This window comes from Paenibacillus koleovorans NBRC 103111, assembly GCF_004000845.1.
Classification (GTDB): Bacteria; Bacillota; Bacilli; order Paenibacillales; family NBRC-103111; genus Paenibacillus_AA; species Paenibacillus_AA koleovorans.
In genome coordinates, this window is the sequence record NZ_BIMA01000004.1 from 54,046 (window position 1) to 68,684 (window position 14,639).

10 protein-coding genes are annotated in these 14,639 nt (G+C 57.1%); 3 read left to right on the top strand and 7 right to left on the bottom strand.

The features are described 5' to 3' along the window. Nucleotides 1–12 precede the first annotated feature (12 nt). The 7 genes from PKO02S_RS02420 to PKO02S_RS02450 form a co-directional block, all read right to left on the bottom strand. A complete protein-coding gene (locus PKO02S_RS02420; RefSeq protein WP_127579496.1) occupies nucleotides 13–1,635 on the bottom strand; it encodes a response regulator transcription factor in 1,623 nt (540 codons plus the stop codon). Next, entirely contained in the window at nucleotides 1,628–3,505 is a 1,878-nt protein-coding gene (locus PKO02S_RS02425; protein WP_127579497.1) for a sensor histidine kinase, read from the bottom strand. The genes PKO02S_RS02420 and PKO02S_RS02425 overlap by 8 nt, the downstream gene beginning before the upstream one ends. Nucleotides 3,506–3,576: 71 nt before the next feature. Continuing rightward, nucleotides 3,577–4,965: an ABC transporter substrate-binding protein gene (locus PKO02S_RS02430; RefSeq protein WP_373865177.1), complete on the bottom strand. Its 1,389-nt coding sequence runs from the start codon at nucleotides 4,963–4,965 to the stop codon at nucleotides 3,577–3,579. A gap of 132 nt (nucleotides 4,966–5,097) precedes the next feature. Then, a complete protein-coding gene (locus PKO02S_RS02435; protein ID WP_174819869.1) occupies nucleotides 5,098–5,886 on the bottom strand; it encodes a carbohydrate ABC transporter permease in 789 nt (262 codons plus the stop codon). A 63-nt stretch (nucleotides 5,887–5,949) separates the two neighbouring features. Next, a complete protein-coding gene (locus PKO02S_RS02440; RefSeq protein WP_373865180.1) occupies nucleotides 5,950–6,891 on the bottom strand; it encodes a carbohydrate ABC transporter permease in 942 nt (313 codons plus the stop codon). Between the two features lie 176 nt (nucleotides 6,892–7,067). Continuing rightward, nucleotides 7,068–7,679, bottom strand: coding sequence for a Uma2 family endonuclease (locus tag PKO02S_RS02445; protein ID WP_127579499.1), 612 nt, complete (start codon nucleotides 7,677–7,679; stop codon nucleotides 7,068–7,070). A 67-nt stretch (nucleotides 7,680–7,746) separates the two neighbouring features. Continuing rightward, nucleotides 7,747–8,541 (bottom strand): alpha/beta hydrolase family protein, encoded by a 795-nt coding sequence (locus PKO02S_RS02450; RefSeq protein ID WP_373865178.1) that lies wholly within the window; start codon nucleotides 8,539–8,541, stop codon nucleotides 7,747–7,749. 186 nt (nucleotides 8,542–8,727) lie between these two features. On the opposite strand from PKO02S_RS02450, the gene PKO02S_RS02455 reads away from it, so the two are divergent. The 3 genes from PKO02S_RS02455 (at nucleotide 8,728) to rsgA (ending at nucleotide 14,604) form a co-directional block, all read left to right on the top strand. Beyond that, nucleotides 8,728–9,012: a DUF2573 family protein gene (locus PKO02S_RS02455; RefSeq protein ID WP_127579500.1), complete on the top strand. Its 285-nt coding sequence runs from the start codon at nucleotides 8,728–8,730 to the stop codon at nucleotides 9,010–9,012. A gap of 894 nt (nucleotides 9,013–9,906) precedes the next feature. Then, nucleotides 9,907–13,278 carry an S-layer homology domain-containing protein gene (locus PKO02S_RS02465; RefSeq protein WP_246066799.1) on the top strand — a complete coding sequence of 1,124 codons (3,372 nt, stop codon included), beginning with the start codon at nucleotides 9,907–9,909 and terminating at the stop codon, nucleotides 13,276–13,278. A gap of 258 nt (nucleotides 13,279–13,536) precedes the next feature. Continuing rightward, the gene (gene rsgA / locus PKO02S_RS02470) at nucleotides 13,537–14,604 is read left to right on the top strand and encodes a ribosome small subunit-dependent GTPase A (RefSeq protein WP_373865179.1); all 1,068 of its coding nucleotides are present in this window, start codon (nucleotides 13,537–13,539) and stop codon (nucleotides 14,602–14,604) included. Nucleotides 14,605–14,639: the final 35 nt, after the last annotated feature.

The following is a 14,639-nucleotide window of genomic DNA, read 5'->3' on the forward strand; positions in this document are numbered from 1 at the left end:
CCGCATCCGAATCTAGCTCCCTTTTGCCCCCCGGTATTCAACCGGAGTAACGCCGAGATGCGCCTTGAACAGCTTGATGAAATAGCTTAAATTGTCGTAACCGAGCAGCTCCGCTATTTTCCCTATCGGGTAATTCGTCTGATCGAGCAGCTCCTTGGCCCGATTCAGCTTGGCATGCGTCACATAATCGATAAATGTGCGGCCGGTCTCCTTCTTGAACAATCGGCTGAAATAGCTTGTGTTCAAATGCAGATGCTCGGCAACCTCCTCCAGCCCGATGCGCTTGTCGAGATGCTGCGAGACGTACTCCAACGCCACGACCACCTCGCTGCGGCGGGCATGGCCCTTCGCTTCCTCGGCAAACGACATCGCGGACTGAAAATACTCGGTCAGCCAATCGCTCAGCTCGTCGAGCGTGTCCATCTCAAGCAGCTCGTCGTGCAGGATGTCCGCCGAGTAGACGGGCTTCGCATATTGCAGCGACTGCAGCTTGAGCCGCAGGTCGAGCAGCAGCTTCAGCAGCCAGTCGCGCACTTGCTCCGGCGCGAACCGCTTCGCGCTCAAGTAGCTCGCCAGCTCGCGAACGGCCGGGTCGAGCTGCTCCACCCGCTTGCCGAGCAGAATCGACCGGAACTGCTCGCTGCGGCTCTCGTACTGCGCGAACAAATCGTCCGTGCTGAACGGCGCCTCGGCCGCGCTCAGCTTGACGATCGTGCCGGCCGGCCAATAGAAACGCCGCCGCCTCGTCTCGAGCAGCCGGTTCAGCTCGGCCTTGAGCGTCTCCGGTGTCTCCACGCTGCCGCCGAGCACGAAGCTCGTGCCGATGCGCAGCGTGCGGCGAAGCGCCGACTGGATCGACAGCGCGAGATCGGTCGCCTGCTGCACCGGATTGCGCTTTAACCCCGCCTCATGCGGCAGCAGCAGCACCCATTCCTTCGCACTGTAAGCGAAGGCGGCGGCGCCCGGCGCTCGCTCCGCGGTCACTTCGCCGATGACGTTCGACAGCGCGAAGCGCAGCGTCTCTTCGGAGACGAAGCGTTTCAAGACAGAGCGATACGTCTCGACATACACAAGGATCGGCAAACACCAACCCGCCTCCAGGCGCAGGCCGACCGCCTCCGCCTCTTGCCGCCAATGCTCCGGGCCTAGCAGCGGCTGGTGAATCGTGTTGCGGATGAACCTCTCCTTCACTGCCTCAAGGCCGCGATTCACCTGCAGCTCGAGCTGGACATGCTGCTGCGTCACCTTGCGCTCGCGCTCCAGTCCCGTCCTCAGCTCCTCCAGCACCTTGGCCAGCTCCTCCGGGTCCAGCGTCTCCTTCACCAGGTAGTCCTGCACATTCAGCTTAAGCGCTTGTTGGGCATACTGAAATTCGCTGTGGCAGGACAGGATCACCACTCGCAGCTCGGGCTTGCGCTCCTTCAGCAGCTTGATCAGCTCGAGCCCGTCCATCTTCGGCATGCCGATGTCGGTTATCAATATATCCGGCATAGCGGCCGTCGTCGCCGCGTCGAACGCCTGCGCTCCGTTCTCATATACGCCGCTCAGTTGCAAGCCGAGCCGTCCCCAGGGAATCGCTTCGGACAACAGCTCCAATACCGGATAATCATCGTCCACCATCATCACATCAAGCATTCAGTTTCACCTCCTCGTCCCTAACAGGAATCCTCATGGTCACCGTAGTCCCTTCGCCCGGCACGCTCTCCACTTCCATGCGGAATGAAGGACCGAACTGCATCCGCATTCGCTCGTACACGTTCGACACGCCGATGCCGGAGAAGCCTTGCCGGTGTCCTCCATCCGGCTCCCCGGACAGCAGCTTCCTCCGCAACGCCTCCAACTGCCCCTCATCCATGCCCAAGCCGTCGTCGATCACCTTCACGACATAGAACCCGCCTTCCCTCACCGCAGTCAGACGGATCAACCCGGCGCGCTGATTCAAGCCGTGGATCATCGCGTTCTCGATAATCGGCTGCAGGAAAAAACGCGGTACGGGCAGCCTAAGCACCTCACCATCTGCTTCACTCGCAGCTCCGTCGACTTCCCCAGCCCCGCCATCAGCTTCACCATACACGCCGCCAATCTCCACCCGCAGCTCCGCCCACTCCTTCTGCCGCATGTTCATCAGCCGCACATAATCCTCCACGATCTGAATCTCATCGGCGAACGACACGTTCTCCTTCTTAGGATCGATCGTCATGCGCAGCAGGCGGGCCAGCGAGGTGAGCATGTCGGCGCTTGATTTGTCGCCGCTCCGCAATATTTTCATCCGGATCGAGTTCAGCACGTTGAACAGGAAATGCGGATTGATCTGCGCCTGCAGCATCGCCATCTCCGCTTCCCGCTTGCGGGTCTGATTGACCGATATTTCCTCGATCATCTCCTGAATCCGATCCAGCATTCGGTCGAATGAGCGCCCCAGATGGCCGACCTCGTCCGATCCGCTTATTTTGGCCCTAACCTCCAGATTGCCGATCTCGACCTTCTTCACCACTTGTCCCAATCGCACAAGCGGCACGGTGATACGCCGGATCAGAACCATCAGCAGGAGCAAGAAAACAGCCGCGCAGACGACCTGGAACAGAAAGACGCGATTGAAAATCGAGTTGATTTTGTAAGCCGCCTCCGCATACGGCCGAAGCGAAACGAGCTTCCATTCGGTGAAAGGCAACGCAATACCGGTCACCAAATAATCCTGGTCGCCGATATGCGCAATCGTAGAAGCCAGCCCCGAGCGGGGAGTGGCATCCGCATACTCGAACCGCGACCCGATCCGGGAGCTGTTAGCATGCGAGACGATGGTTCCGCCGGTATCGACGAGCGCGATGTCCTGGCCGGCGGCCAGCTTCACGAATTGCTGATTCACATCGATTTCGAGCATAGTCACGATAACATAGCCGAACACGCGCCCCGTCGCATCGCGCAGCGTACGGGCCAGCGAAATTTGATAAGGGCTTCTGGACTTCTCGAAAATGAAAGGCGTCAGCCTGCCACCGATCCAATAGGACTGATAGCCGATCTGCTCGCCCCATTGCGGCGTCCATAGCTCCTCGTACAGCTTCTGCGGAGCGTAATCGGCCAGGCTGTAGTTGGCCAGCGCTTCGCCATTGATCAGACGAATCGTAATGAACAAGTTTCCGCCGATGTTCCATGGAGTAGAGATTCGTTCCAACACCTGATCTCGTAGACTGAACTTCTCATATTCGTCGGTCTCGCCTGCAGGCTCGAAGAAGGCAAGCCGCTTAAGCGCAATGCTCATATCGGAATCCAGCTGCACGAAATTCGCCGCCGCGAGCATTCCCTGGAGCGACTTGCTTACATAACCCTCGACTAGCCGGAGCGACTCCTGCGCATTGGCAATCGCCTGCTCCTTGACCTCTTCCCGAGTCAAAGCGTTGTAAACATTTATGGAAATGAGCACAGGCAGCAGCAGGCAGAGCAGCGAGACAAGCATGATCTTAGAACGAAAAGAAGAGAAGGAGAACAACCGCCTCAAGCGGAGCATCGCAAGCCATCACCTCGCCAAAATGCAAAAGCAGGGTGCCGATTGCTCGAGCACCCTGGTAGTATTTCCGTTTATTTCTTGTTGCTGTCGATAATTTTTTGCGTGCGCTCTTTAGCTTTCTTAATTGTAGTGTCGATGTCCTGTTTATTCAAGATGAGCAGCTCATATTCTTCGTTGATCACTTTGAACACTTCGGACTGGTAAGCAGCAGGCGGGATAATTTTGGACGCCTTGGACATCGCCAATACGGAGTTGAGCGAAGCTTTGTCGACTTTCTCCGGACTCTTCGTTTTGGACAAAATGGTGTCGATCATCGCGCTCATGTCGCTGTCCTTAACCTTGCTCCACGAAGGGATGTTTTTGCCTTGTACGATTTGACCTTCCGTCGTGTACCAGCGAACGAATTTGTAAGCCTCTTCCTTATGCTTGGAGCTGGCCGCTACGGACACATAGTCGGTCGTAACCGGAGTCAGACCGGCTGCGTCTCCAGGAGCGTTCTTAGGATAAGGAGCAACTGCGACATTGAAGTTCAGCGGGAACTGATCCGTACCGCCAAGCTCGGTATTCATCCAGCTGCCGATGAGCAGCATACTGGCGTTTTGGTTAAAGAACTGCGCGCGGTAAGCCAGCTTCTGCGAAATGATATCGGTGTAAGGAGTGGCGGATTTGTCTTCCTTCTCCATCTTCACGCGCATTTCGAGCGTTTTCTTGAACAGCGGACTGTCCAGGTTGGATGTGCCGTCCTCTTTGAGGAACTCGGTGCCGGTCGTTTGGTTGCCCATCGCGAGCTTCATGAATTCCATCCAGCCGCCGCCTTGCGGACCGTGGAAGTACGTGCCGTAACGCTTAGTAGCGCCTTCGCCCTTGGTCAAGGTTTTGGCATACGTCATGAACTCGTCCCAGGTCCAGTCCTTCGGCACCTTCAAGCCGGCCTCATCCAAATGATTTTTGTTCAGCAGCACATACCAAGGATTGAACTTGCCCGGCAACGCGTAAACCTTGCCGTTCAGCGTCGTGTCGACCTTGTATTCATCGGTCACTTTGTAGTTGCCGTCTTTGGCGATAAAGCTGTCGAGCGGCTCCGCCATGCCGAGGGAAATACGTTGCGCGTAGGAAGCAGGGTCCGAGAACATCAGCACGTCCATCGTGTCGCCCGAAGCGGCAGCGAGGTCGAGCTTCTTGAGCGATTCTTGCGAGTCGCCTTTCTCGGAAAGAACGACTACTTCCACTTTGATGCCCGGGTTCGCTTTCTCGAACGCCGGAATCGTACCGGTCCAGTTGTAGCCGACTTCATTGCCGAACGTGTATAGCTTGAGCGTTACCGGTTCTTTCGGCGGTGTGCTGCCGCCAGGCGATGTAGTGCTGCCCGAGGTACCGTCTCCGCCATTGCCGCAAGCCGCCGTCAGCATGCTGACTACAACCGCTGTGCTTGCTATTGCCATCCATTTTCCTTTGAACACCAGGAACCCCTCCCTAAAGTGTGAAGCTGTTTGTGTGTTTAGTGTACTCATTTTTGAATTCGATTCCATGCTTCAATCTTGACTAGTTTTGTTACTTTTTTGACACCCGGATGGTGGCAGGCTGGCCAAGGCTTACCCTTTCACGCCTCCGGTAGCGATTCCTTCAATAACACTTTTTTGACCGATGACGAAAATAATCAAGAGCGGAATAATGGCAGACACAGCCGCCGTCATGATGAGCGAATAGAACGCTCCGTTGATGGAAGTGAACTTCTGCATCGCGAGCTGGATCGTATAGAGCTTGTCGGTCCGCAGGAAAATCAGCGGATTCTGGTAATCGTTCCACGTCCAGATGAAGCGCAGAATCGCGTAAGTGGCGATAGCAGGCTTAACCAGCGGAAGCGCAATTTTCGTGAAAATGGTCCAATGACCCGCTCCGTCTATTTTCGCCGACTCGATGAACTCGTTGTGGATGCCCATGAAAAACTGCCGCAGCATAAAAGTACCCAAGACGCTGAAGCTGCTAAGCAGAATCAAGCCGATATGGCTGTCGAACAGGCCGATGTAGCGGTACAGAATGAACTGCGGGATCAAGATCGCTTGGCTCGGAACCATGTATGTGGCAAGGACGATCAGGAACAAATAGCTGCTTGCTTTGAATTGGACCTTCGAAAAGCCGTAGGCGGCCATGGCGCTTACCAAGGCGGAGATCGCCGTCGTGGCGACCGTTACCTTGATCGAGTTCCAGTAATATTTGTAGAAGGGGAACTTGCCGACCCATACTTCCTTGTAGTTGGCCCAAGCGTTCCAGTGCTCCGGAAGCCATTGAATCGGGTAGGTGAACACTTCCCCCTCCAGCTTGAACGAAGCGGACAGCATCCAGAAGAAAGGAAGCAGGAACGCGATACTGCCGGCCAGCATAATCGCTGTGACGATAACTTTCGGTATTTCAATGCGCGGCTTCACGGAATCGGCCTCCCTCTCTTAATAATTTACCCATTTTTTCTGACCGATCCATTGCAGAATCGTAATGATGAACACGCACAGGAACAGCACGATGGCCATCGAGGAGGCATAGCCGATCTTCAGGTTGATGAACGCCGTTTCGTACAAATACCACACGATCATCGTCGTCGAGCCTGCCGGTCCGCCTTGCGTCAGCACCGCGATCAAGTCGAATACTTTGAAGGTGGAGATGATGCCTGTGATAAGCAGGAAAAAGGAAGTCGACGACAGCATCGGGAACGTGATGGAGCGGAATTGCACCCAACGGTTCGCTCCGTCGATTTCAGCCGCCTCGTACAAATCCTTCGGGATCGACTGCAGACCGGCCAAGTAGACGATCATGTTGAAGCCGATCGACACCCAGACCGAGATTGTCATCACGGAGATGAGCGCGAAGGACGGATCCGCAATCCACTTCGGCGGGTTCTCGATACCGATGGCCATCAGGAACTGGTTGATCGGACCGAACGAAGGGTGGAACAGCACCTGCCACACGACGGCTACCGCCACGACGCTGGAGATGTAGGGCATGAAGTAAGCGACTTTGAAGAAGCTTTTGAAGTAGACGAATTTGTCGATAATGATCGCGAGTGCCATCGAGATCGCCAAGTAGATCGGTACGACGAGCAAGAATATCGCGTTATTGCGCAGCGACTTCAGGAACGTCGCGTCCTGGAACAGGCGGTCGAAGTTTTTCATCCCGACCCACTTGAAGCCATTGAAGCCTTGAACGAAGTTCCAATCGCCGAATGAGAGCAGCACGGTGGCGAGGATCGGCAGGATGGTTAGGACGGTAACCCCGATCAGCATGGGGCTTACGAATAGAAATCCGGCCAGCGTCTCGCGGCCCTGGATCGATTTTTTGCGGCGCGGACGCGGCTGAGCCGACGGGATGGCTGTACTTTCGGCCACGGTGACCACCTCATCTTCGTTTGTAATGTAGAGTTGCTTTTTCACTCATTATAGTGGATCAGGGTGAAGCGGGCTTAACAGTATATTGCCCAGTTTCACAACTATATTGACTTTTGCAGCGAGCGGCTGTGAACAAAAGGAAAAACCGCCGCTGAAAGCCGGACGGTTTAAGTAGAACGACATTATTATGGCTTGCGAACCGTTGCAAAAAGCTTGTCCAATTCGACAAAAACGCACGGGAACCTCTCCGAGGTCAGCACGTCGCCGATATCTACGCCATACGAGTGGCTTAACAACAGCTTGTCGCCTTGATGCACGAATTGGTCGACGGTAAAGTGTGTCGGATCAACAATCCAATATTCGGAAACTTTATGCTTTTCGTATTGGCGCTTTTTCCGGATTTTATCGTTGCTGCTGGTGCTCGGCGACAAAATCTCTACGACCAGATCGGGAGCTCCTTCAATTCGAGCAGGCTTGATGATATGTTCTCGCTCGTGAAGCACCATGACGAGATCCGGCTGGAAGCTGTTGTCCTTATCCAGGTAAACGTCAAGAGGCGCGAAAAGGATGGTTCCGTTCGTATGACATGTTGCGTAAATTGCAAGATGAAGCTGAGCGATCACTTTTTGATGCGACACCGTTGGAGCCGGCGATAGATCGTACCGCACCCCTTCAATGATCTCATAACGCCCTTCGATAAACGGGTTATGCAAGGTTCTGTCGACCGGCTCGTAGGAATCCATCTGCTCTTTGACCCGACCGGGCTTCTGGACCGGCTGGTTTCTTGGATTAGCCATAGTACGCTCCCCTGCCGCTATAGGCAAGCTTATTTCCTATTATTGTACTATTGAACCAAACGCCAGTCTATCTCGTTGTAGTACGCCGTGCCTGCTCGATCCACTCGAACAGGTGGTCTAGCACTTGTTCGTCCTCCTCACGCGGGAATACGTGACCGCGCCCTTCGTAGATGCTGAGCGTGTAGGGCTTGCCCGCTGCGCTTAGCGCCTCGGCGAGCCGGTAGGCATGCTCTACGCCGACGTGTTCGTCGACGGAGCCGTGAATGATCAGCACCGGCGAGCGGATGTCTTCGGCCCAGTCGACCGGCGAACGCCGTTCGTATGCGGCCGGGTCTTTGCGCGGGTGGCCGACCACGCGCTTCAGCATGCGGCGGAGGTCGACGCGCTCGTCGTATGTGAGGCGGAGGTCGCTGACGCCGCCCCACACGACGACCGGGCCGACGCCCTCGCACTCGCGTGCCGCGAGCAGCGCCATCATGGCGCCGCGCGAGAAGCCGATCAGCGCCGGCGCGAGCGGCTCGGCCTCCGGCAGCGCGCGGACGAGCCGCACGGCCGCGTACAGATCGTGGCGGTCGTCGCCGCCGAAGTCTTCGCGGCCTTCGCCGCCCTCGTTGCCCCGATAGAACGGGGCAAACACCGTGTACCCGCGTCGCGCCAGCGTCACAAGCCGCGCCACGCGCACCATGCCGACGCCGCGGATGCCGCCTCGGCAATAGATGAGCGGCGGCCTGGCGCCTCCGTCCGCCCCCGTCATGAGGTACCCTTTCACTCGCAGCCCTTGGCTCGTATATGTAACCCGCTCCAACCGCAAGCCTTCGGCGGGATCCGGAAGTCGCTCGCGTTCCACGTTCAGCGCCGCCACCTCCGCTTCGCCTCCAGCCGCCCTACTCTCACTTTCCCCTTCCACCGGCCGTCCCCCACTCTCATTTCCTTGTTTCGCCGCCCGTTTTCCGCTTTGACACGTTCCAGCCGCTTCGCTAGACTAGAATTACCGTAATCACCCGGTTGACTTTGGATTAGTTTAACACGCGAAAGGCAGTTGATGCACATGAACCCGGTTTTCGATCAAGAATTCGATGCGCTAGTAGAGAAATTCGCCGAGCTGGTGACCGGCAAGAGCAATACCGAGATGGTCGACAAGATCATCAAGTGGTCAATCTACAACCACATTCATAAGAGCATGCCCGCGCTTACCGCGCATTGGGGACAAACCCATCCGGAGGCGAAGCGCGAGGTTCGGCTGCTTTTCGAGGAGATTCGCGATCTGAACCAAGCGCAGCGCGCGCATGCCCAGACGTCCGGCGCCACAGGCGCGCCGAAGGAAGAGGAGTAGGTATTAGTAGCAAAACCGTCCGGGGAGACACCGATCAGTTCCATGGTCGTTGAGTTCCGTTGGTGCGGAGGAGGGCAGGCTATTGGGTTCCCATCGCACTTGAAATTTCGTGCCTGGGATGGAGCAGGTTAAGGTGGCACCAGATTTCAGGGGCGTCCGCTTCGCTTCTCCACTCTAGTCCTCGCCCTCTTTGGTTCTTCTTTTGTCTATGCCCCCTCCGTTTTTCTCAGAAATAATAGCGCTCCGAAAGTGACTGTCGATTGATTGTGAATAAACTTGAGCGAGACTAAAAATGCCGCATAGCTATCCGCCAATCCCACCAAGTAGACCAGTTTTACCCTACTTCGCATCCATCCGTCCGTACAGTCCGCTTACGCCCGCCGGTTGAAATCGCCGCACTTCCTGGAAGAATAATACAGCACCGGTCACTGCTATATAGGTATAAAGCATCATGAAATTAAGAAAAAAGTAGCAGGGGATCGGAAAAAAATGAAGAAAATCTATATAGACGTATCTCTTTATGGTGTTCAAAACAAACAACTTGGTGCTGCGCGGGGGTATTCGCGTACAATCTGCCGCGTTTCACGGGGCAAAAAAGTTTGGAGAAACCGGATGCCTCTCTTAGATGGTGCGAGGAAACCCTTGCCCCGTCTGTATTGACGAATGCCGAGAGGCTATTATTAGGGGGGAGGAAGTTTCGAACCGAAATACGGGGTTCTTGAACTCGAAGGCGGAAGATTTTTATCGCGAGCGGATTTCTTTATGGGGCGGTCTTTTTGCTTTCCTAAAAATGGTGATCGATGCAACGGCTCCTTTGCTTCCGGTTTCCACTTAATTCTGATTGCGGTTACTATTATGCCAGAAATCCATTACAATCGGAGAGGATGTTTGGGGATGCGCAAGAAAGTTTTTTCCCTTTTTGTGATTATCAATATGGTTTTTGCTTATTTTTTTGGGACCGTTTTCGCGGATGGGGGGCCGGTGCAAGCCGGCGAGTTCACGGTACAGGGCGATGCGGCAAGTTACAATTTTGACGCTGGGGCTGGGACTCTATTCATAAAGGGAGCCGAGGTTTTAGAGATATCCGGAACGACGGCTATACATAAGATCGTGGTGAAAAACGGAATTTCCGCCAATCTTGTTCTGGACAGTCTGAACATTGACGCAAGCGACTATGGCGGCTGCGCGTTCGCGGTCGAAGCGGGTGCTACGGCGAATCTGAGGCTGCAAGGCAACAATTCGCTGAAGAGCGGCGGAGGTTGCGCAGGGTTGAATGTGCCTGACACCGCGACACTTGTAATAGATGGAACGGATGATGACAGTCTGACTGCAACGGGCGGCCCAAGAGGCGGTTCGGGGATTGGCGGGAATGCCGGCAATCCCGGGGAGCCGGGGAGCAGTAACGGCGCGTCGGGAACACATGGCAGCAAAGGAGAAGCCGCCGGGGATATCAGGATCAAGGGCGGTATGGTTATTGCGACGGGAGGAGTCGGCGGCACCGGCATCGGCGGCGGCGCAGGCGGCGCGGGTGGAGCGGGCGGCGATGGCGCGGATGGTATGGATGGCGCGCATAGCGTCGCCGCTACCCCCCAGTCAATAAATGGAGGAGACGGCGGCAACGGCTGGCGCGGAGGAGACGGCGGCGACGGCGGCAACGGCGGAGCGGGTGGCAACGGTGGTGTGATTGCAATAGCCGGAGGGATTGTACGCGCATCGGGTTCCGGCGGCAGTGCGGATATCGGCGGCGGTGCCGCCGGAATTGGCGGTGCCGGCGGTTTTGGCGGCAACGGCGGTTTTGGCGGCAACGGGGCGGACGGATACGCCAATCAGGGAGGCGACGGTGGCGACGGCGGCGGCCGCGGCGGCAACGGGGGCGCCGGCGGTTTTGGCGGCGATGGCGGTAATGGCGGTACAGGGGGTACGGGGGGAAGCGGCGGCGCTGTGAGCATTACCGGCGGGACGGTCGTCGCAACGAGCATCGGCAGCGGCAACGGCGCCGCAGGCGGCATTGCCGGCACGGGCGGCATTGCCGGCACGGGTGGCGGTGGCGGTGCCGGCACGGGCAGCGGCAACGGCGGTTTTGGCGGCGCCGGCGGAATGGGCGGCAACGGCGGTTTTGGCGGTAACGGCGGTTTTGGCGGCGCCAGCGGGACGGTCGTCGTCATCGGCGGATCGGTGAATACGTCCGGTCCGCACGGCGGAAGCGGCGGTACGGGTGGTGCGGCAGGCGGTGCGGGTATTGCGGGTACCGGCGGTAAGGCAGGAGCGAACGGTATAGCGGGTGCCGGTGGGCTCGCCGGAAGTCCCGGTACGAAGGGGGCCGACGGCAATGGCGGAGGAAATACTGTTTTTTCCAACGGATCCGGTCACGGCAATAGGAGCTTGGCGTTATACGTGCTGACCGTCGGCGCGCCGGCGACGGTGAATGCTTCTGTATACTCGCTGACGACACAACCGATGCTTGACTATGACTATGGCGTCCAAGGGATGCGGACGGACGACTTGGGGAAATTGTATGTCCACTTGCCGGACGGGATCGATACAGTTTATGTCAAGAGCGGGGATACGACGTACGAAGGTACGGTATCATCTGATACGCCCCATTTAGCGTTGCTCCAGGCTCAAAGCTTCACTATTTCATCCGATATATCGGCGGCGGACTTCGGTGCCGTTACGGCAGATTATCCGACACAGCCTGTAAAGATCGTTACGATCGCAAACACCGGCAATAAACCGGTGACGCTCAGGCAACCTGTGGCCGCCCATTACGAAGTCGGTCTTCTGAGTGGGACGACGATTGGCACACCGGATACGGCAACGTTCACGATAAGACCCAAAGACGCCTTGGCGGCAGGCAATTATGACGAGACGATCACAGTTTATACGGAAAGCGATACGGAAACGACGATAGAGGCCAAGTTTACGGTTAACGCCGCGCCGTCGAACGAGCCTTCTGAACCGGACAAGCCTTCAGACGGCAATACGGGCGGCCCCTCGGCGCCGGCAACGAACCCGCCAGGAGTAAATGTACTGGTCAATGGCAAAGTCGAAAGCGCGGGAATCGCGACGACAACGGAACGGAACAACCAGACCGTCACGACGATCACCATCGATCCGAAGAAGCTGGATGAGAGGCTCGCGGAGGCAGGTCAACATGCGGTCGTCACCCTTCCAATTACTTTGGAATCCGATGTTTTCATTGGCGAACTGAACGGACAAATGATGAAGAACATGGAGCAGAAGCAGGCGGTGCTGGAAATCAAAACAAGGAACGCCGGCTATACGCTGCCTGCGGGACAAATCAATATTGATGCCATCTCGAATCAGATTGGCCGAAGCATAGCGCTCCAGGACATCAAGATTCAGATCGAGATCGCCGCGCCGACGAAGGATCAGGTGAAAAATATCGAAAACGCGGCAGAGAAAGGCGCGTTCACGCCAGTCGTTCCTTCGATAGATTTCACGGTCAGAGCGGTGTATGGCGACACGACAGTCGAATTGTCGAAGTTTACCGCCTACGTGGAGCGCGCCATCGCGATTCCGGACGGCGTTGACCCGAACAAGATCACGACGGGCATTGTCGTCGAAGCCGATGGCACGGTGCGCCATGTGCCGACCCGGGTTATGCAGGTCGATGGCAAGTACTTTGCCACCATCAACAGTTTGACGAACAGCTCCTATGCCGTCGTCTGGCATCCTCTAGCATTTAGCGACGTGGCGACACATTGGTCGAAGGAGGCCGTCAACGACATGGGCTCGCGCATGGTCATCGAGGGAACGGGAGGCAGCCAGTTCAGCCCTGACCGTGACATCACCCGCGCCGAATTTGCAGCGATTATCGTTCGTGGACTGGGGCTGAAGCTGGAGAGCGGCTCTGCCTCCTTCTCGGACGTGAAAGCGACGGATTGGTACGATAGTGCTATTCAAACCGCTTATGCCTACGGTCTGATCGACGGGTATGACGACGGGACATTCCGGCCGAATGACAGGATCACGCGCGAACAGGCGATGGCGATCATCGCCAAAGCGATGAAACTGACCGGACTGCGGGACAAGCTCGCTGCGCAATCGGCGGAAAAAACGCTTCATGCGTTCGGAGATGCGACTGCGGTAGCGGCATGGGCGAAGAACGGCGTTGCTGACACCGTGCAAGCGGGCATTGTATCGGGCAGAAGCGCGGATACGCTAGCGCCGCAGGCTTACATGACTCGCGCCGAAGTGGCGTCAACGATTCAGCGACTGCTGAAGCAATCCGGATTGATCTAACCGGGAGTAGAATCGGCCACGGCAACTGCTGCCGCGGCCGATTTTGTCGAATGCGCTCCTTAACCCGGACGAGCCGGAATATATAGACGAAAAAATGGTTACACCCGATCTATCCCGTGTCGGACCCGGCTGCGCTGTTTATAATGAAAGAAGGCGGACTCCTTGACCATGAGAATGTATCACCGAAAGCCGCCAGAACAACACGGGATACCTGTTAGCCTCAACTGAGAAGGCTCATCAGGACAGGAGGATTCACATTTGGATTTGCAAGCATTAGGCTGGACCCCGGAACGGGAAGCCGCCTTTGGCCCTCAGCGCGTGAAAGGCTATATTGCCGGACGCGTCGCGCTGGAGCATAAGCATATGTACCGCGTCTATACCGAACACGGCGATCTGCTCGCCGAGGTGTCGGGCAAGCTGCGCCACGAAGCGTTGGGACGCGGCGATTACCCCGCCGTCGGCGATTGGGTCGCGCTGGCTGCGCGCGTGGAAGAAGGCCGCGCCACCATTCACGAGGTTTTGCCGCGGACAAGCAAGTTCAGCCGCAAAGCAGCCGGCAGCGCCATAGAGGAGCAGCTCGTCGCCACGAACATCGATACCGTCTTTCTGGTGACGGCGCTGAACCAGGACTACAACTTGAGACGGCTCGAGCGTTACCTCACCATCGCTTGGGAGAGCGGTGCGTTCCCCGTCGTCATCCTGAGCAAAGCCGATCTGAGCGACGATGTCGAAGCCGCCGTCCGCGAAGCCGAAGCGGTCGCGATCGGGGTGCCGGTCCATGCGGTCAGCTCACTGGAGAGCGTCGGTCTGGAGCTGCTGCAGCCTTATCTCGGCCCCGGCAAGACCGTCGCCCTGCTCGGCTCCTCCGGTGCCGGCAAGTCGACGCTGATCAACCGGCTCTACGGCCGAGATATCCTCGAGACCGGCGACATCCGGCATGGAGACGACCGCGGCAAGCACACGACGACGCATCGCGAGCTCGTCGCGCTGCCGGCGGGCGGCCTGCTCATCGACACGCCGGGGATGCGCGAGCTGCAGCTGTGGAATGCCGAGGAAGGTATGGAAGTGTCGTTCCGCGACGTGGAGTCGATTGCAGAGCAATGCCGCTACCCGGACTGCCGGCATCGCTCGGAGCCGGGGTGCGCGGTGAAGGCGGCACTGGACGACGGGACGCTCGAGTCGAGCCGCTACGACAACTACGTGAAGCTCCAGAAGGAGCTGGCGTACTTGGCGCGCAAGGAAGATCGCACGCTCGCCGCCGCCGAGAAGGACAAGTGGAAGAAGATCCACAAGGAAATGAAGCATCGCAACAAGCCGCAATTTTAGCGGTCTAGTAAGTCAAAACTCCAACACCTCGATGT